At 31.2% G+C, this 18,428-nt stretch carries 18 protein-coding genes; 12 read left to right on the top strand and 6 right to left on the bottom strand.

Features of this window, described 5'->3' with window-relative positions; translation table 11 throughout:
- Positions 1-16: 16 nt before the first annotated feature.
- A complete protein-coding gene (locus tag ACHZDT_RS05860; protein WP_394773702.1) occupies positions 17-1,111 on the bottom strand; it encodes a hypothetical protein in 1,095 nt (364 codons plus the stop codon).
- Positions 1,112-1,473: 362 nt separating this feature from the next.
- Here ACHZDT_RS05860 and ACHZDT_RS05865 point away from each other — a divergent pair, with 362 nt between their 5' ends.
- On the top strand, positions 1,474-3,315 hold the full coding sequence (locus tag ACHZDT_RS05865; protein ID WP_394773703.1) for a hypothetical protein: 1,842 nt from the start codon (positions 1,474-1,476) through the stop codon (positions 3,313-3,315).
- 129 nt (positions 3,316-3,444) lie between these two features.
- Here the strand turns inward: ACHZDT_RS05865 and ahcY are convergent, their stop codons facing one another.
- On the bottom strand, positions 3,445-4,761 hold the full coding sequence (gene ahcY / locus ACHZDT_RS05870) for an adenosylhomocysteinase (protein WP_394773704.1): 1,317 nt from the start codon (positions 4,759-4,761) through the stop codon (positions 3,445-3,447).
- A gap of 390 nt (positions 4,762-5,151) precedes the next feature.
- Between ahcY and ACHZDT_RS05875 the strand changes: the two genes are divergently transcribed.
- From ACHZDT_RS05875 to ACHZDT_RS05890, 4 genes are all read left to right on the top strand, one after another.
- Positions 5,152-5,925, top strand: coding sequence for a hypothetical protein (locus ACHZDT_RS05875; RefSeq protein WP_394773705.1), 774 nt, complete (start codon positions 5,152-5,154; stop codon positions 5,923-5,925).
- 5 nt (positions 5,926-5,930) lie between these two features.
- Positions 5,931-7,007: a hypothetical protein gene (locus tag ACHZDT_RS05880; RefSeq protein ID WP_394773706.1), complete on the top strand. Its 1,077-nt coding sequence runs from the start codon at positions 5,931-5,933 to the stop codon at positions 7,005-7,007.
- Between the two features lie 40 nt (positions 7,008-7,047).
- Positions 7,048-7,848, top strand: coding sequence for a lipid II flippase family protein (locus ACHZDT_RS05885; protein ID WP_394773707.1), 801 nt, complete (start codon positions 7,048-7,050; stop codon positions 7,846-7,848).
- A 169-nt stretch (positions 7,849-8,017) separates the two neighbouring features.
- Complete coding sequence (locus ACHZDT_RS05890) at positions 8,018-8,668, top strand: 4'-phosphopantetheinyl transferase family protein (RefSeq protein ID WP_394773708.1); 651 nt, start codon at positions 8,018-8,020, stop codon at positions 8,666-8,668.
- 283 nt (positions 8,669-8,951) lie between these two features.
- On the opposite strand, the gene ACHZDT_RS05895 is transcribed toward ACHZDT_RS05890, so the two are convergent.
- From ACHZDT_RS05895 to ACHZDT_RS05905, 3 genes are all read right to left on the bottom strand, one after another.
- Entirely contained in the window at positions 8,952-9,359 is a 408-nt protein-coding gene (locus tag ACHZDT_RS05895) for a group III truncated hemoglobin (protein WP_394773709.1), read from the bottom strand.
- Positions 9,356-9,643, bottom strand: coding sequence for a hypothetical protein (locus ACHZDT_RS05900; RefSeq protein ID WP_394773710.1), 288 nt, complete (start codon positions 9,641-9,643; stop codon positions 9,356-9,358). The genes ACHZDT_RS05895 and ACHZDT_RS05900 overlap by 4 nt, the downstream gene beginning before the upstream one ends.
- A gap of 80 nt (positions 9,644-9,723) precedes the next feature.
- The gene (locus ACHZDT_RS05905; RefSeq protein WP_394773711.1) at positions 9,724-10,320 is read right to left on the bottom strand and encodes a Crp/Fnr family transcriptional regulator; all 597 of its coding nucleotides are present in this window, start codon (positions 10,318-10,320) and stop codon (positions 9,724-9,726) included.
- A 92-nt stretch (positions 10,321-10,412) separates the two neighbouring features.
- On the opposite strand from ACHZDT_RS05905, the gene ACHZDT_RS05910 reads away from it, so the two are divergent.
- From ACHZDT_RS05910 to ACHZDT_RS05930, 5 genes are all read left to right on the top strand, one after another.
- Positions 10,413-11,141 carry a geranylgeranylglyceryl/heptaprenylglyceryl phosphate synthase gene (locus ACHZDT_RS05910; RefSeq protein ID WP_394773712.1) on the top strand — a complete coding sequence of 243 codons (729 nt, stop codon included), beginning with the start codon at positions 10,413-10,415 and terminating at the stop codon, positions 11,139-11,141.
- Positions 11,142-11,170: 29 nt separating this feature from the next.
- Positions 11,171-11,794, top strand: a complete 624-nt coding sequence (gene pnuC / locus ACHZDT_RS05915; protein WP_394773713.1) for a nicotinamide riboside transporter PnuC — start codon at positions 11,171-11,173, stop codon at positions 11,792-11,794.
- A complete protein-coding gene (locus ACHZDT_RS05920; RefSeq protein WP_394773714.1) occupies positions 11,755-13,869 on the top strand; it encodes a DUF4301 family protein in 2,115 nt (704 codons plus the stop codon). The genes pnuC and ACHZDT_RS05920 overlap by 40 nt, the downstream gene beginning before the upstream one ends.
- Positions 13,869-14,273 (top strand): alternative ribosome rescue aminoacyl-tRNA hydrolase ArfB, encoded by a 405-nt coding sequence (gene arfB, locus ACHZDT_RS05925; protein ID WP_394773715.1) that lies wholly within the window; start codon positions 13,869-13,871, stop codon positions 14,271-14,273. Before ACHZDT_RS05920 ends, arfB begins: the two co-directional genes overlap by 1 nt.
- Before the next feature lie 292 nt (positions 14,274-14,565).
- The gene (locus ACHZDT_RS05930) at positions 14,566-16,728 is read left to right on the top strand and encodes a TonB-dependent receptor (protein WP_394773716.1); all 2,163 of its coding nucleotides are present in this window, start codon (positions 14,566-14,568) and stop codon (positions 16,726-16,728) included.
- A 55-nt stretch (positions 16,729-16,783) separates the two neighbouring features.
- Here the strand turns inward: ACHZDT_RS05930 and ACHZDT_RS05935 are convergent, their stop codons facing one another.
- Positions 16,784-17,197, bottom strand: coding sequence for a Rieske (2Fe-2S) protein (locus tag ACHZDT_RS05935; RefSeq protein ID WP_394773717.1), 414 nt, complete (start codon positions 17,195-17,197; stop codon positions 16,784-16,786).
- 155 nt (positions 17,198-17,352) lie between these two features.
- Here ACHZDT_RS05935 and greA point away from each other — a divergent pair, with 155 nt between their 5' ends.
- Positions 17,353-17,829, top strand: a complete 477-nt coding sequence (gene greA, locus ACHZDT_RS05940; RefSeq protein ID WP_394773718.1) for a transcription elongation factor GreA — start codon at positions 17,353-17,355, stop codon at positions 17,827-17,829.
- A gap of 65 nt (positions 17,830-17,894) precedes the next feature.
- Positions 17,895-18,284 carry an HIT family protein gene (locus ACHZDT_RS05945; protein WP_394773759.1) on the top strand — a complete coding sequence of 130 codons (390 nt, stop codon included), beginning with the start codon at positions 17,895-17,897 and terminating at the stop codon, positions 18,282-18,284.
- Positions 18,285-18,428: the final 144 nt, after the last annotated feature.

An 18,428-nucleotide genomic window follows, 5' to 3' on the forward strand; every position in this document is an offset into this window, starting at 1 on the left:
TTCCACAATCCAGAAATTATTTTAATTCTTTTTTGTCCAACGAAACACTTATTAATTTATATCCTTTTTCAGTTCGTAAAAATTCAAAATGATCTTGCCCGTGATCAGTTTTGTTTTTTGGAGAAATAACAATATTTTTCACAGGATTAATCCAGTCTTTCGGCTGACGGCAATTGTCAAAATATTGATCATATTCAGCTGCGTCATAAATAAATTTATTTAAGCTTTCAGAGAAAATATTATAATCACAATCTGCCGATTTAAGCTCAAGCAGTTTTGCTTTTATGAGTTTGTAATTTTGTTCTATAAAGCTGGCTTTTGGTTTACTGATCCAACCGTTAGCTTCTTTTTCTTTCCAATAAGTAATTTTGCCGTATGAGTTTTTAAGTAAATTCTCTTTAGATAAATCAGTCAGAAAATTGTTTTTTAGCCATGATTTAAATTCTTTATCAAAATTGATGAAGGAATAATATTGACCGTCAACAGCAAGAAAATTTTCTCTTATTTCGTCTTTGTTTGGTTCTTTTGATTTTTGCAGAGAATAAAAATTAAGTTCGTCACTATAACCAAAGTTTTCAACCAGGACTTTATTATTGATATCGATAAGATATTCTTTACCGCCAACCCAGCTAAAATGGCCGTCGCCACCAGAATCCATTGCTTTTGTTGCGCCTTTTAGCGCGATTAATATTCCGTTTCTAACTCTGGTTAAATCACTATATTCGGCTGGAATTACAATATTTCCCTGACCGTTAAACAAACCCATTTTATCTGTTTTATAATCTTTAAACCTGATAAAACCTTCATTTCCGCAATCGGCACCATTATCATAAATGTACAAACTGTCACGACCAATAATTTTGCCGGATTTAGTTAAGTAATAACTTTTCCAGCTTTCTTTATTTTCTTCTGAAACGACAATTATATCATCAAATTTATTAGCAAAAGTAAGTCCCATATATTTGGGTTCAATTTTGATTTTGCCAGTTTGATCTTTAAATCCAATATGAGTTGTGTCTTTATCCCAAAATGAAATCCAGGTATCTTTGTTTTGTGCAAATAGAGCACAGTTTAAAAATAAAAATAGACAGAACGAAATAAATTGTTTCATGAAAAAGTATTTACAGTAAATATAAGAATAAGCTTTTGAAAAAAGAATATCCAAATTTTGATTCAATACTTTCTAGAGTTTATTTAAATGTAAACCCCGTCGGGTTTAGGAACGCAAATTTGCGTGAGGGATAGCAGCAAGTTACCAAAGTAACGCGTATAGCCCGACAGTATTTAAGAAAAGGCCAATGAGCGCAAAGGATATCTGGACTTTTTTTAAATGGTGGCACGCCCTTATAATTTATATTTAAATTCGATTTAAAATAAAAAATCAACAGATTATATTTTATCAATTTGTTAAAAAAAATGGATTTATAAGATTGGGTTTGATACAAAAAAAATGTATTTTTCAAAAAAAAACGCATGAATAAAATTGTATTGATTTTGATGAGCTTTAGTCTTTCTATATTTTCTCAACAAAAAGAACTTGGTGAAAAGGAAAAAGAACTGATTTATCAAATTACTTATAATGCAAGTAAAGAAATCTATAAAGCGCCTGATTTTCCTTTTAAAAAAGTAAATAAAGAAATTGATGAAATTCAAAAGAAAATAATTCAATCTAAGGAAGTGATTAATTCTTCGGTAGATACGCTTATTTCCAGAGGAGTTTTAAAATTGGAGAAATCTGAATATGGATATAATTTGTTGTTTGATTCTCGCTTTCCTTCCTATTATAAACAAGATGATGAGGTTTCTATTGTAAATTTTCATCTTGTAACGAGCAAGTTGTTTAATTTAAAGAAGGAATTGATCGAAATTAAAAATATTGGAGCGACTTCTTTTGGAAGTGAGTTTTCGTATAAATATAGTAATGGAAAAAATACCAATTATAATTATACAACGTTGCATAAGCAAGATCAAATAAATAATGTAGTAGATTTTAAAAACAATAATGAACTTTCTGAAATCAAAGGAAGTGTTGTTTATAATATTCAAATCATTACTGATTATGCTCAGGTAAAGCTTTCTCAAAAAGATATAGGAAAAACGTTTAAACTTAATAACATTGAATATAATTTAGTTGATGTTATAAACAATGTGATTTTGATAGAGGCAGTTGATTTGAGTAGTAATAAGAAACATAAAATTCAGCTGGTAAATTATGATGAGACCGGCAATGTATTAGTGACTTACAGCAACCGGGAAATGGAACAATTAAAAAAGAAAAATAAAAAAATAAATGGCGAAAGGGCTGGTATGAGTGATGTAAGAGGAAATATAAGTAAACTTGTTTTTGATGTTTTCAAGGCTAACCCGGCAATGACTTTTGAAGAATATAAAAAAACATTTACTATTGAGAACATAATAAATGAAAAAAGGAAATATATCTTTATTCAAACCGTCGCGCCCATTAAAAATAGTTTTACTCTTTATGAACCGATTTATGGTATAGACAGAACTTTTGAAATGATTCCTGAGCAAGAAAAACCAGCGCCTAAAAAACTTACTTTAGAAGATTATAACGCACCGCAGGTATCTGCAAATTGGGACGAGAAATTATTTGGAAACATAAAAGAATACACAGAGAACTTTTACTATGCATCAAAAAAGAATGGCAAGTATGTAAAAGGTAAAATGCAAAACTATACAACTTTCAGGAAAAACTTGAATGGTGAATTTGTTGAAGATAAAATTTTTCCTAAAAAGTCTGATTATCCGGAGAACAAGTACAATAGTTTAAAACAAAAGATAGAATCAATAGAGTATGATGATGAAGGAAAAGCTAGAGGAAGAACGATTTATAGTTATGGACCCGGAAATAAATTATTAGAAGAGAAAAATTATTCGGATAACGATACTTTAAGGAGCTTAGTAAAATATGAATATAATAAAAATCACATTATAAAAACAAATTTTTCTTATGATTATCAAGGAGGAGAAACTCAAGTAACAGAATCTGAGGATGATTTAGTATATGATGAAAGGGGAAACCTTATAGAACAACATTTAAAAAATAACAAAGGAGATTCAGGCTATGTGGATGAATTAATAATTTTCAGGAAATACAATCTGGATAATAGAATAATTGAGCAGTCAAGTCAGGATTCACAATTTGGCGGAAATGGTAAAATTGAGGTAGATACAAAGACGGAATATCTTAAAAGTGATAACCAAAACAACTGGACCGAAATGTTTTTTGAGGGAAGATTAGGTTCAAAAAAACCAGATGCAAATTTTGTAGAGCGAATATTTGTATATGAATAAATTTAGTATTTCTTAGTTTCTTTAAAAACAAAACCCGACAGATTTTTAAAACCTGTCGGGTTTGTTGTAGATAATTAAAGAAATCTTCAATTAGAAATCTTCAATTAGAAATCTTCAATCTAAAATTATTTAGTATCTGTAGTACTCTGGTTTGAAAGGGCCTTCAACCGGAACCCCAATATAAGCAGCCTGATCGTCACGTAAAGTTTCCAATTCAACTCCTAATTTAGCAAGGTGCAAAGCAGCAACTTTTTCATCTAAATGTTTTGGTAACATATAAACGTCATTGTTGTAAGCAGCGCTGTTTTTCCATAATTCGATTTGAGCAAGAGTTTGGTTTGTAAATGAGTTACTCATTACAAAACTTGGGTGACCTGTAGCACAACCAAGGTTTACCAAACGACCTTCAGCAAGAATGATGATGTCTTTTCCAGCGATAGTATATTTGTCAACTTGAGGTTTGATTTCGATTTTTGATGCACCGTGGTTTTTGTTCAACCAAGCCATATCAATTTCGTTATCAAAGTGACCAATGTTACAAACAACAGTTTTGTCTTTCATTTGCTCGAAATGACTTCCAAGAACGATATCTTTATTTCCAGTAGTTGTAATGATGATATCAGCATTAGCAACAACAGTATTTAATTTTTTAACCTCATAACCGTCCATTGCAGCTTGTAAAGCACAAATTGGGTCAATTTCAGTAACTGTTACAATAGATCCTGCACCTCTGAAAGAAGCAGCAGTTCCTTTTCCAACATCACCGTATCCACAAACGATTACTCTTTTACCAGCTAACATTAAGTCAGTTGCACGACGTACAGCATCTACAGCAGATTCTTTACAACCGTATTTGTTATCAAATTTAGATTTAGTAACAGAGTCGTTAATGTTGATTGCAGGCATTGGTAAAGTTCCGGCTTTTACTCTTTCGTAAAGTCTGTGAACTCCAGTTGTAGTTTCTTCAGACAATCCTTTGATTCCAGGAACCAATTCCGGGAAACGGTCAATAACCATATTTGTTAAATCTCCACCGTCATCAAGAATCATGTTCAATGGTTTTCTGTCTTCACCAAAGAATAAAGTTTGCTCGATACACCAGTCAAAAGACTCTTCGTCAAGACCTTTCCAGGCATAAACCTGAATTCCTGCAGCAGCAATAGCAGCAGCAGCCTGATCCTGAGTAGAGAAAATGTTACAAGAAGACCAAGTAACCTCAGCCCCAAGAGCAATTAAAGTTTCGATTAAAACAGCAGTTTGAATCGTCATGTGCAAACATCCAGCGATACGAGCACCTACAAGAGGTTGTTCGTCTTTATATTCAGCACGAAGCGCCATTAAACCTGGCATTTCAGCTTCAGCCAGTTCAATTTCTTTTCTTCCCCAAGCCGCTAGAGAAATGTCTTTTACTTTGAAAGCCACAAAAGGCGTAGTTGTAGTACTCATTTATAGTATATTTGTAATTGTAAAATTTTTGCAAATTTACGTAATAACTTTATAATCTTTACTATCTTCTGTAAGATTTGTGAAATGTTTAATTTCTTAATTTATAGAGTATTAGTTAAATATGATTTTTATATATTAATTCTTCTTTTTGATGCAATCCTTTTTAATTCTATAACTTTATAAATTAGAATTTTTGTAATCTATTTTTGTTTATTGAAGTCATTCGTTTCGGGATAGTATTACACATTTTTGATGATTTAGATTTTAGCGTAAAATTATTTTAATAACAAGAAATTACCCTGCTGTTTTGTGAAAAAACTTCAGAGTAATATAATAATTATTATCTTGTGCTAATAAATTAAAGCATCGATTTAACAATTTGTAAAAAAAATGAAAACAAAGACAGCATTAATAATTGGTCATCCCGGGCATGAACTTAGAGCATATACATATATAAAAAAATACAAACCAGATGTATTTATTTTAACTGATGGCTCTGGTTCAGGTAATGCTTCAAGAATTCACCAATCTATAAAATTACTGGATTCAATAGGTGCAAATTTTCAAGATTCTATAAAAGTATTTACAGATAAAGAATTATATAATATAGTTTTGGAACAAGATTTATCTGAAATCTCGTCATATATGAAAAGTCTGAAGGAGATCATTATTACAAATAATTATGATGTAATTGTGGGGGATGCTTTAGAGGGATTTAATCCGACTCACGACATTTGTAGATATTTGATCAATGGAATTCTTTCTGCAATATCTTCTGATGATAGTTCAAGAGCAATTTTAAATTATGATTTTGTATTAGATTCTGCACCAAATAACATTTCAACTGATAATAATATTGGAGGATTGTCCTTGAAACTTTCTGATGACGAGTTTTGTGCGAAAATGGACGCAGCAATGAATTATCCGGAGTTGAAATATGAAGTTGAAGCGGCTGTTAACAAATATGGGAAAGAAGTCTTCTTGTGGGAATCTTTTGGAAAAGTAACAGATCTTAAACAACTTTCAAATTGGAATACTTCAAAACCTTACTATGAGCAGTTTGGAGAAAAAAGAGTGAAAGAAGGTTCATATTCTACTATAATAACTTTTGAAAAACATATTAAACCTATCGCTGAATTGTGTCTCGGTATTAATAAAATATAGTATAAATGAATATATTAATCACAAACATTACTATTTCAGAATACACTGGAACAGAAACATATGTAAAAGAATTAGCAATAGAACTTATCAATAGAGGGAATTTAGTAGAAATTTTCGCATTGATAATGGGGGATTTATCGCAAGAGTTGATTGAAAAAGGAATTAACGTTACTTCTAATTTAAAACAATTAAAGCTAATTCCTGATATTATTCACGCACATCACAATATTAATACACTTAAAGTAATTAACTTTTTCAAATTTACTCCTGTAGTTTTTTTTATTCATGATAGAACCTCTGTTTTTGATCATCCATTAAAACATAAGAATATTCTCAAATACGTGGCTGTTGATTATAATTGCAAGGAACGATATTTTTTAGAAAATAATTTTAAGGAAGAAGATATAGAAATTGTTTATAATTGGGTGAATACTGATCGATTTAGTTTGAAAAAACAAATTAATAAGCAATTAAAAAAAGCGTTGGTTTTTTCTAATTATCTGAATGAGAATAACGTTTATCCACAAATAAAAGAGGCTTGTAAGGAGCTGGGAGTTGAAGTTGAAATAATAGGCTATTCAAGTGGTAATATTTGTCTGCAACCTGAAAAAATACTTCATAAATATGATTTGGTATTTGCAAAAGCCAAAGCAGCAATAGAAGCTATGGCAACAGGAGCAGCTGTAATTGTTTGTGATTTTAGAGGATTAGGAGGTATGGTTACTACTTCTAATATGAAACATTTTAGAGATTTTAATTTTGGAATGAAACTTATGAAAAATATCCCGACAAAAAATAATTTGATTGCAGAGATTAATAAATATAATTCTGGTGACACAATTAAAGTTTCTGAATATATTATTAAGGAATCTAATTTTATTTTGGCAGTTTCTCATTTAGAAGAAATATATTCTACTGTAATAACCGATTTTAAAAACCAAATAAAAGGGAAATATAAATCTTCATTTTTGCAATATATATTCATATATAGGTATACAATGGTAAATTTAACTAAATTTCGTGTAAAATCGAGATTTCCCAAACTGTATGCTTTTTTAATATTTTATTTTAAAAAGAAATAGTAAGCTTCTTTTAATAAATTAATAAGTACAATAATATAATATGACGGCCAATATTTTAATAGTTTGCATACTTACTTTGATAATTCATTTTATAGGAATTATTAGTTTATCGGCTAAGATTGTGGGAACAAGGACTAAAAGAATTGCATCTTCTGCTTCTATTTTTAATATAATAATTATCATATCTCAGTTTTCAAATACAATACAAGCTCCTTTGTTAACAAAAACGGTCGAAAATAATATCAATCTTGGAAATTCACCAGATATTTTAATCTTTAGATATATTATTTTTTCTGCCACAATTGGAAGTATTTTGGGGGGGATATTTATTCCAACAATTCACAGATTTATGGAAAAAGGAGTAAATGCGTTATATAATAATCGCTCAGTTTTTGTAGTACTTATAAAATCTTTTAGTTTATCCACAATTATTCATTTTAAAAATAGCTTTACAATACCAAAGAAATCTAATTTTGAACGATTAAATAGATTTAAAGACATATATATAGAATTGGTAATGCTCAATGTTGTGGTCTACGCTTTCATTACGGTAAGTGTTTTGTCATGCTTATATGCGGGTTATTTAAATCCAAATTTAAGAACCACATCATTGGCAATGAGTGGTGTTGCAGTTAGTTTGGGTTCTATAGGCATGATGTTATTTATTGAACCTTATCATGCAACTTTAACAGACAAAGTGATAGATGGTTCTGTAACCGAATCATTTTTTAGGAGACATCTCACTTTTGTCATAATTGCGCGTATTTTGGGAACTATTTTAGGGCAATTTATTTTTATTCCACTTGCCTGGATAATTTTAAAATTAGCTGAAATGTTATAAATATAAAGTTTAGAAAATTTGATTACAGAAAAAATGTAAAATGTTTTTTGCATGATTAATTATAATTAAAAAAACTAAAGAAATATGAATTTATATCACGCATATGGTTTAAATTAGAGTATAATATTCTTTGATTTAACATCATTAATCATCCATAAATTAAAAAGTAATGCCTTTATTTCAAACCATACAATGCAACGAAACTACCAAAATCTTAATTTGGGAAATAACCGAGTCCTTCGAAGAGTTATTGTCTAAAGTAGTTTTAAAAGAAAAAACGCAGCAAAGACTAAACGGAATGAAATCCCAAATGCATCAACGTGCTTTTTTAAGCGTTCGTATGCTGATTCAGGAAATGGGTTTTACAGATAATGATTTGCATTATGACGAGTTTGGAAAACCGTATTTTGATTGCCATAATTTTATTTCGATAACACACTCGCATCATTTTGCAGCTATTATAATAAGCCACGAAACTGTTGGTATCGACATGGAATTGCAACGAGAAAAAATCCTCAGAATCGCTGATAAATTTGTCGATTACGAAAATAAATATCTATCCCCGGAAAACACGAATGATTATGTGCGTGAACTTACTATAATCTGGGGCGCAAAAGAAGCCATCTTTAAAATCAGAAACGAAAAAGGAATCAGTTTTAAAGATCATATTAAAGTCGATGCTTTTTCGTTAAACGAAAACCAAACCGAAGCAAGTCTTCATTTTGATGATTTGGTAAAAGATTTCGATGTTCATTATAAGGAAATGAAATCGGGTAATTTTGATGGAAGTTTTACTTTGGTTTATGCTTTTGAAAAGTAAATTTTTAAATGAAATTCCACTATTTTCAAATTCCAAATTCCAAACCACGATCTTGTCCTTGCGAGGAACGAAGCAATCACACTAACAATTGATTAACAAATGAAATTGCTTTGTTCCAATGATAAAAACGAGCTAGTTTGTCAGACTGAGCGAAGTCGAAGTCCCGCAATGTGAGCAACCACCGATCCTTCGACTTCGCTCAGGAGGACAAAAATGAGCAGAATGAAATGAGGTGGATTTAGCAAATGTGATTGCTTCCTTCCTCCAAAGACATAAAATGCGGTTAAATATTTAAACTTCCAGCCAATTTCTTACGATGTTCAAACATACTCATAAACAAAAAAGTACTCATTTTTCTTGCACGACGTTTTAGCGTATCGGCGTTTTCGCCTTCAAAATGTTCGTCTATAGTTTGAAACCAATGATTCAGCCAGATTCCAAAAACCTCTGCTGTTATATTGCTTTCAAAATGTGCATCAACTTCATTATGTACCGCATGAGGATTTCCTTTGTATTTTTTTACCGCAAACAAATTGGTTTCCCAAAAATCGGTTAGCTTTTCTAAGTGTGTGTCCCAATTTTTAATCATTGTATTAAAATAAAAGCCAATTTCTTCATCGACTCTTATTTTAGCATAGAACTGATGTACTAAAAAAGAAATGTCAGCTCTGTTTTCTATTTGTTTTCTCATAATATAAAATTGTTCACGATTATGAATAAAATACTCAATAAAATACTGGTAAGAATGAAGTTAAAAACCACTTTGTGTTTCATTTGAGCAAGGATTGAAGTGTTCGCAAGAATACAAGCCATAACAATAACAGCCAGTTGTAACATTTGCCCAACAGAAGTTCCGTGAGACAGAATATACATTGCTGCTGCAGCACCTAAACAGCTTTGGCCAATTACAGCCATTGTTGCGGAACCAATATAATTTTTATTAAAATTTTCGAATGTTGTTTGATAAAGTGTCATAATATTTGTTTTTAGAATAACAAAGGTACAAGCACTTTACAGCTGCGATTTATGATTAAAATCATAAAACAAGAACTATTTTATCGGTATACTTTTCTGTTTATAATCTTCAAAAAGCCTTTTTTTTCTAAAGCCTTAATTGTTCTAATAACGGTTTCTACCCGTAAACCGGTTAAATCTCCTATTTGCTGTCTCGTAAAATTGATGAGATAGCCGTTTTCATCTTTTTGGAAATTAAAATAAGCAATTCCGTGATCAATTAGTTTTAAAACACGATGTTCCGGTTCTTGTGTTGACATTTCTGCCGCCATAACCGATTTATAATACAAACGCTGTGCTAAATTCTCAATTATTTTAATGCTGATTTTTGGATTTTCTTCCAGCAATTTCATAAAACTGCTTTTTGAAAGAATCAGAACTTCTGAATTATCAACAGTAATAGCATTTGCAGGATAATTTTGGTTTAAAAATAAAGGAGGTTCGCCAAAAGATTGATCTTTATAAAAAATACCCTGAATAAATTCTCGGCCATCGTCATTATAATTGCTCATTTTTACTTCTCCGGAAATAATTTGGTAATAATGAGCAGGTAAATTTCCTTCTTCAAAAATCGTTTCATTCTTGTCGAAAAACTTCTTCAAAGCACCATATTTTTCAAGTAAGTCAGTTGCGATCATAATTTGTTCTTGTTTATCAAAAGATATAAGACAAATATAATTCATTCAAAATAGTTCTTCTACATTAAAAAACTTTTACTTTTACGCCCATTATGCAACAGAAATTACGCAATATACACCAGCAAATTTTGAATGCTAAAAGAGATGGGCAAAAACTGTTGGCCATACTTTTAGATCCGGATAAAATTGTTTGGGAAAATCTAGATCATTTATTATTAAAAATAAATCAATCACCTGCCACACATATTTTTGTGGGAGGAAGTATTGTTGAGTCTACAATTCTAGAAGATTTAATTGCAAAATTAAAACAAAAAACAAATTTGCCCGTTGTGATATTTCCGGGAAACCCGTCGCAAATTTCGCCTCAGGCCGATGCTATTTTGTTCTTGTCGTTATTGTCTGGCCGAAATCCGGATTACTTAATAGAATATCAGGTTCAGGCAGCGCCAATTCTTAAAAAAACAAATCTCGAAGTTATTTCGACAGGTTATATTTTGATCGAAAGCGGCAGTGAAACCGCTGTAGCCCGAGTAAGTAAAACCAAGCCACTTAACAGAGAAAATTTTGATTTGGTTTTAGCAACTGCGCAAGCGGGAGAAATGTTAGGCAATCAATTGATTTATTTAGAAGCCGGAAGTGGAGCAGAACAAGCAGTTCCGCTGGAAATGATAGCGTTAATTACTCAAAATATTGAAATTCCTGTAATTGTTGGAGGAGGAATTGTAGATTTGCTAGGAATTCAAAAAGCCTACAATGCCGGCGCTGATTTAGTAGTTATAGGAACCGCTTTTGAAAATGACAGCCACTTTTTTGAATCATAAATAGAAATAACTAAAAACAAATAACCCAAATGATAGATTTTTTTCTAGACAGTTACAAAAATGCTCCTTTATGGCATATTGCTTTAGAGTTTTTGGTTTTTGTATTTGGGATTTTAAGTGTTTGGTTTGCTAAAAAAGAAAATATCTGGGTATATCCAACTGGTTTAATTGCTACAGTAATTTCAGTTTATCTTTTGTATGTTGCAGGTTATATTGGCGATATGATCATTAATGCATACTTCTCGATTATGAGTATTTACGGTTGGTGGGTTTGGGCAAAAGGAGGAACGGTTGAAGATAATTTACCTATTACAAGAACGAATCTTAATGAAAAAATAATAGGTATTATATTGTTCTTTGTGACTGTTTTTGTAGTTTTCGGAATTTATAAATATTTTGATTATAAAATCAATCCGGACAATTATGTCGATATGATTTCGTCAGGAATATTTTTTGCAGGAATGTGGTATATGGCCAGGAAAAAAATCGAAAACTGGACTCTTTGGATTATTGGCGACATTATTGTTGTGCCTCTCTATGCTTATCGTGGCTTAGGGATGCTGTCACTTCAATATTTAATTTTTACAATTTTGGCTATTTCAGCTTATTTAGAATGGAGAAAAATCTTAGACAGCAAAAAACAAATATCATAAAAATTGCTTTATTTGGTCCTGAAAGTACAGGAAAAACCACATTGGCAAAACAACTTGCAGAATATTATGAAACTCAATGGGTTCCTGAATTCGCACGTGATTATTTGCAAGAAAAATGGGAAGAGAATCAGCATCTTTGTGTTGCCGATGATATGCTGCCTATCGCTTACGGGCAAGTTGATTTAGAGAACGAAAAACTTTCTTCGGCAAATAAGTACCTGTTTTGCGATACTAATTTGATGGTTACCAAGGTTTTTTCTGAAATGTATTATGGTTTTTGTGATCCGCTATTAAACGAAGCTGCACTAGAACATGAATATGATTTATTTTTCCTGACAGATATAGATGTTCCTTGGGAAAAAGACGACATCAGAGATACTCCGAAGGGTAGAGAGACGGTGTTTTCGGTTTTCAAACAAACTTTAATTGATACCAACAAGCTTTTTATAACACTTTCCGGAGATAAAAAATGTCGTTTGGCAAAAGCAATCTCTATTATAGATAATTTGTCAATTGCGAATCAACATGGTTTTTCATCAGCAGATTTTGTTCAGATATACGATCACGAAATTCCTTTTGATAAAATTCTAAAACAATTAGAAATTTTTAAAAACGGAATCGCAAAAGCGAATCTTATAAGTCCGGCTACAATTAATAACGGAATTCTAAGTTTATCAGAAGCTGAATTTAAACATAAAGCTGCTTTTTTTGATCTTCAAAAAGAAAAATTAAAACTTAAAAAGTTTGTTCCCGCTTCTGGCGCCGCAAGCAGAATGTTTAAATTTTTAAGTGCTTTTTTAAATGATTTTGATATTAAAAAAGAAACTATAAACGCTTACATCAATAGAAAAAAAGACAGTGATTTGTCTATTTTTATTGTAGCAATGGATAAGTTTCCATTCTTTAAAACTTTAGACGAAAAGCTTAGAGAAATTTATCCCGATTTTGAAACTTTAGACAGGGATTACAAGAATTACTATTTTATAAAAATATTATTGTCTTCTGATTATTTTGATTTTGCTAATAAACCAAAAGCAGTTTTACCATTTCATCAATATAAAACTCATATAGCAAATCCTATTGAAGAGCATTTGAATGAATGTGTGCATTATGCAACAACAAATCAAGTTTCTAATTTACATTTCACCGTTTCTGAAAATCATCAGAATTTATTCGAAAACGAAGTTAAGATACTTAAAGAAAAAGTAGAAAAATCATCAGGATCTCAAATTAATATAAGTTATTCCTACCAAAATAAAAGCACAGATTCTATTTGTGTTGATGTAAAAAATATTCCGATAAGGGATAAAGAGAATAATTTAATATTTAGACCCGGAGGACATGGCGCTTTAATTGAAAATTTAAATGAACTTGAATCAGATATTATTTTTATAAAGAATATTGATAATGTAATTCAAAATCATATTGATAAAATTGCCTTGTATAAAAAAGCTTTAGCTGGAATTTTAATTGAAGTTCAACAACAAGTTTTTAGTTATTTAAAAGCTATTGAAAACCAGGAAATAAAAGAAAATAACGTTCAGGAAATAATTGGTTTTTTAATGCAAAAACTAAATATTGAATTAAATAGTGATTTTAATAAATTCACTTTTGAAAACAAAATCAGTAAGGTTAAAGATTTGCTAGACAGACCGATTAGAGTTTGCGGAATGGTAAAAAATGAAGGAGAACCCGGAGGCGGACCTTTCTGGGTAAGAAATGATAAAGGAATAGTTTCGTTGCAGATTGTAGAAACTTCTCAAGTAGATTTGGCGAATAAAAAGCAACAGGAGATTTTAGCAGAAGCAACACATTTTAACCCCGTTGATTTAGTTTGCGGAATCAAAAATTATAAAAATGAAAAGTTTGATTTATTACAATTTGTAGATCAAAAAGCAGGTTTTATTGTAGAAAAAAGTGTTGACGGAAAAACGGTTAAAAGCTATGAATTACCTGGATTATGGAATGGCGCAATGGCAAATTGGCTGACAATTTTCGTGGCGGTTCCATTGATTACTTTTAATCCCGTGAAAACAGTAAATGATTTATTAAAAGCAGCACATCAACCACAATAATGGACATCGAAAAAATCATATCAGAGTTAAGTTTTAAAGCCGTTAGAAGTAGCGGTGCCGGCGGACAAAACGTTAACAAAGTATCATCAAAAGTAGTTCTGACTTTTGATATAAATGCTTCTCAGGCTTTATCTGAAGAAGAAAAATTGCTTTTATTAACTAATATTGCATCTCGTTTAACAACCGAAAATATTCTGATTTTAAATTGTGACGAAGACAGAAGTCAGCTTAAAAATAAAGATATTGTCATAAAACGTTTTCTGGAAATTATCAAAAAAGGACTATTTGTTCCTAAAGTTCGAAAAGCGACTAAGATTCCAAAATCTGTAATTAGGAAAAGAATTAAAGACAAAAAGAATATTTCTGAGAGAAAACAATCTCGCAGGAAACCAGACTTAGAGTAAAATTCCAAAAAATAAATTCCAAATTCCAATGAAGAATAAATTCCAGTTTGTTTTTTGAAATTGCCATTTTGATTGAAATTGCCATTGACTTTTGTAATTTTTAACACTACATTTGCACTGTCTCAAAGGGGTGCTCTAAATAACGAGCTGAGATCATACCCAAAGAACCTGAGCGAGTAATGTTGCTAAGGGAAAAAACGACAATTTTAGCGTGCACACTATATTTTGTCGTGAAACATTTATTAATTTAACAAAAGAATAATTCCCCCTTTTATTCGTAATTTTTTTACGGATGAAAACTATCTTAAAAGGTGCTGAGGTACTAAGTTACAAAGGTTCTAAGTCTTCTATAGTGACGAGAATCAGACCTATTTTCTTTCTTCTATTTTCTTTCTTCTATTCTCTATTATCTTCCGCGCAAGAACAAGATTCAACAAAAGTCAATAAACTTGATGATGTGTTAGTTTCGGCTGTTCGTGTAACTACAAAAACGCCGGTTTCGTTTAGTAATTTGGATAAAAAAGATATTAAATACAGAAATCTTGGTCAGGATATTCCAATTCTTATGAATTATTTACCATCTGTTGTAACAACTTCAGATGCAGGAAACGGAATGGGATATACCGGAATCAGAGTTCGTGGCAGCGATGCAACAAGGGTAAATGTTACTATAAACGGAATCCCCTATAATGATGCTGAAAGCCAAGGGACATTTTGGGTAAATATGCCTGATTTTGCTTCGTCTCTGGAGAGTTTACAATTGCAGCGAGGAGTTGGAACTTCAACTAATGGTTCTGGTGCGTTTGGTGCAAGTTTGAACATGTTGACAGATAATTATGCGACTAAAGCTTCGGGAGAAGTTTCAAGCTCTTACGGAAGTTTTAATTCCAATAAAAATACAGTAAAATTTAGTACAGGTTTATTAAATGACCATTTTGAACTTGCAGGACGTTTGTCTACAATTAAATCTGATGGATATGTTGACAGAGCAAGTTCTGATTTAAAATCATATTTTTTACAAGGAACGTATGTTGGAAAAACAACTTTAATAAAAGCCTTAGTTTTTGGCGGAACCGAAAAAACATACCAATCCTGGAACGGAATCGATGCTGAAACCTTAAATTCTAATCGTACATACAATTCTGCAGGAGCTTATACTGATGAAGCGGGAAATCCACGTTTCTATGATAATGAAACTGATAACTACAATCAAAATCATTATCAATTACACTGGAATGAATCATTTTCAGATAAATGGAGTACAAACCTAGCTTTACATTATACTAAAGGAAAAGGATATTATGAAAATTACAAAGAAGATGCTGATATGGCAGATTACGGTTTATTGCCAGTTGCTGCTGTAACTACAACCGATTTAGTGCGTCAGAAATGGTTGGATAATGATTTTTACGGAACTACTTTTTCAGTAAAATATAAAGAAGAAAAACTGGATGTTATTTTTGGCGGAGGCTGGAATAAATACGAAGGCGATCATTTTGGAAAAGTAATCTGGGCAAGATATGCATCTCAATCTGAACTTGGAGATCACTATTATGATGATTATTCAGCTAAAACAGATGGAAATGTTTTTGCAAAAGTAAATTATCAGTTCACCGAAAAGTTAAGTTTTTACGGAGATTTACAATATCGAAATGTAACCTATAAAGCAAATAGTGCCGAAACTGGTTTAGTTGATGATAACTTCAATTTCTTTAATCCAAAAGCGGGTTTGAACTACGAAATCAATAAAAAAAATACACTTTACTTTTCATATGCCAGAGCAAATCGTGAACCTAACAGAACCGATTATGAAGGAGGAAATGTAAAGCCTGAAAAGCTAAATGATTTTGAATTAGGCTGGAGATTTAATTCAGATAAATTTCAATTGACTTCGAATGTCTATTATATGGGTTATAAAGATCAGTTGATTTTAACTGGGACGCTGGATGATGTTGGTTCGCCAATTCGCTCAAATACTGACAAAAGTTACCGTTTGGGCTTTGAAGTTGATGCAACAATTAAGCTTTCGGACAAATTTATTCTTCGACCAAACTTTACTTTAAGCAGTAATAAAAATGTGGATTTGGCTGTTGAAGGTCAAAATTACGGAACGACTAAGATTGCTTATTCGCCAGAAGTTATTGCAGGAAATATTATTGTTTACAGCCCAATTGAGAGTTTGCATATTTCATTATTGCAAAAATATGTTGGCGAACAATACATGAATAATATTGAATTACCAGCCGCTAAATTAGCAGATTATTTTGTGAATGATTTTAATATTTCTTACGAAATCAAACCAAAATCAATTTTTAAATCGATATTAATAACAGGTTTAGTAAATAATATTTTAGACAAAAAATATGTGTCAAACGGATATATGTATGATGTTTATCCGTACTATTATCCTCAGGCAGGAATTAATTTCTTAGCAGGATTAACCTTGAAATTCTAAGACAATCCAAAAAATAAAAAAGCCTGAAAATTTAAACTTTCAGGCTTTTTTTATATTAGTTATAAACATGAATCATGGTTCCTATTACTTCAACGCGATATTGTTTTAAGGGATATTCTTTTCCGCCAAGTCCCGTAAATAAACTATACTCTGTTTTATCGCAGGAACAAATAGCATTAATGCCGTTAATAGTCATAGCAGTACACGAAGTCAAAGCTTGATTAGGACAAGCTGCGTCAAATGCATTATAGCCGCTTCCCGCATTAAATATAATAACCCCTTTTGCACCATAATTAGGAACAATAATACCATTGCTTACAAATTTAAGGTTTGAATACGCTGGTAAATTCATGTCAATTGAAAGATTAACCGAATAACTGGGTATGTAAGGATTTTTATTACTCCTCCCATTATCGCTACAAGAGAATAAAACAGAAACAAATACGATTAAAAGCCAGAATTTTTTCATTATATTAATAAGAATTAGTGAAACAAAAATAAATTATTTAGATTTGATTTTTATATGATTAACATATAATTATGTACTATTAAAAATAATAGTATATTTGTAATACAAAATCCCGTTCCGATGGGATTTTTTGTATTTATATAAACGATGAAGTTATGAGTAAAGTATCTTATTATACAGCAGAAGGATTAAAAAAATTAAAAGATGAGTTGGAGCATTTAAAAAGTGTAATGCGCCCAAAGGCATCCCAAGATATAGCAGAAGCAAGAGACAAAGGTGATTTATCTGAAAATGCCGAATATGATGCAGCAAAAGAAGCACAAGGATTACTGGAAATGAGAATTTCTAAAATGGAAGAAGTATATTCTAATGCTAGATTAATTGACGAATCACAACTTGATGTTTCAAAAGCATTGGTACTTTCTAATGTGAAAATTAAAAACCAAGGCAACGGAATGGAAATGAAATATACGCTTGTTGCCGAAAGTGAAGCAGATCTGAAAACCGGAAAAATCTCAGTAACTTCTCCTATCGGAAAAGGTTTACTAGGAAAGTCAGTTGGAGAAGTTGCCGAAATCACAGTTCCAAACGGAGTTTTGAAATTCGAAATATTAGAAATTACAAGAGACTAAATAGTTTTAAGAGTTTAAACGTTTAATCGTTCAGTCGATAAACGATTTACCAAATAAACGAATAAATAATGAGCATATTTACCAAAATAGTAAACGGAGAAATTCCTTCATATAAAATTGCTGAAGACGATAATTATTTGGCTTTTTTAGATGTAAATCCAAATGCAAAAGGACACACACTTTGTATTCCGAAACAAGAAATCGACAAGATTTTTGAAATGGATGATGAGTTGTATTTAGGGCTAATGAAATTTTCTAAAAAGATTGCAATTGCTTTAGAGAAAACCGTTCCTTGCAAAAGAGTCGGAATGGCAGTTGTAGGTTTAGAGGTTCCACACGCACACGTACATTTGATTCCGTTAAACGAAATGGATGAAATGCGTTTTCATAATAAAGTATCACTTTCTAAAGAAGAATTTGAAGCTTTGGCTAAAAGTATTCAGGCGAATTTGTAAAAAATATTATCAGGTAAAACCATTTGTCAGGCTGAGCGAAGAGAAATGTCAGACTGAACGAAGTCGAAACCCAAGCTGAGCAAAGTTATATGTCAGCTGAGCGAATTTATATGTCAGGCTGAGCGGAGTCGAAGCCCCTCGACA

It is taken from the genome of Flavobacterium sp. (assembly GCF_043722275.1).
Taxonomy (GTDB): Bacteria; Bacteroidota; Bacteroidia; order Flavobacteriales; family Flavobacteriaceae; genus Flavobacterium.

What these genes read in the sequence shown, in the direction of transcription:
- ACHZDT_RS05860 (WP_394773702.1), bottom strand. Translation starts at nt 1,111, where the DNA reads ATGAAACAATTTATTTCGTTCTGTCTATTTTTATTTTTAAACTGTGCT.
- ACHZDT_RS05865 (WP_394773703.1), top strand. Translation starts at nt 1,474, where the DNA reads ATGAATAAAATTGTATTGATTTTGATGAGCTTTAGTCTTTCTATATTT.
- ahcY (WP_394773704.1), bottom strand. Translation starts at nt 4,761, where the DNA reads ATGAGTACTACAACTACGCCTTTTGTGGCTTTCAAAGTAAAAGACATT.
- ACHZDT_RS05875 (WP_394773705.1), top strand. Translation starts at nt 5,152, where the DNA reads ATGAAAACAAAGACAGCATTAATAATTGGTCATCCCGGGCATGAACTT.
- ACHZDT_RS05880 (WP_394773706.1), top strand. Translation starts at nt 5,931, where the DNA reads ATGAATATATTAATCACAAACATTACTATTTCAGAATACACTGGAACA.
- ACHZDT_RS05885 (WP_394773707.1), top strand. Translation starts at nt 7,048, where the DNA reads ATGACGGCCAATATTTTAATAGTTTGCATACTTACTTTGATAATTCAT.
- ACHZDT_RS05890 (WP_394773708.1), top strand. Translation starts at nt 8,018, where the DNA reads ATGCCTTTATTTCAAACCATACAATGCAACGAAACTACCAAAATCTTA.
- ACHZDT_RS05895 (WP_394773709.1), bottom strand. Translation starts at nt 9,359, where the DNA reads ATGAGAAAACAAATAGAAAACAGAGCTGACATTTCTTTTTTAGTACAT.
- ACHZDT_RS05900 (WP_394773710.1), bottom strand. Translation starts at nt 9,643, where the DNA reads ATGACACTTTATCAAACAACATTCGAAAATTTTAATAAAAATTATATT.
- ACHZDT_RS05905 (WP_394773711.1), bottom strand. Translation starts at nt 10,320, where the DNA reads ATGATCGCAACTGACTTACTTGAAAAATATGGTGCTTTGAAGAAGTTT.
- ACHZDT_RS05910 (WP_394773712.1), top strand. Translation starts at nt 10,413, where the DNA reads ATGCAACAGAAATTACGCAATATACACCAGCAAATTTTGAATGCTAAA.
- pnuC (WP_394773713.1), top strand. Translation starts at nt 11,171, where the DNA reads ATGATAGATTTTTTTCTAGACAGTTACAAAAATGCTCCTTTATGGCAT.
- ACHZDT_RS05920 (WP_394773714.1), top strand. Translation starts at nt 11,755, where the DNA reads ATGGAGAAAAATCTTAGACAGCAAAAAACAAATATCATAAAAATTGCT.
- arfB (WP_394773715.1), top strand. Translation starts at nt 13,869, where the DNA reads ATGGACATCGAAAAAATCATATCAGAGTTAAGTTTTAAAGCCGTTAGA.
- ACHZDT_RS05930 (WP_394773716.1), top strand. Translation starts at nt 14,566, where the DNA reads ATGAAAACTATCTTAAAAGGTGCTGAGGTACTAAGTTACAAAGGTTCT.
- ACHZDT_RS05935 (WP_394773717.1), bottom strand. Translation starts at nt 17,197, where the DNA reads ATGAAAAAATTCTGGCTTTTAATCGTATTTGTTTCTGTTTTATTCTCT.
- greA (WP_394773718.1), top strand. Translation starts at nt 17,353, where the DNA reads ATGAGTAAAGTATCTTATTATACAGCAGAAGGATTAAAAAAATTAAAA.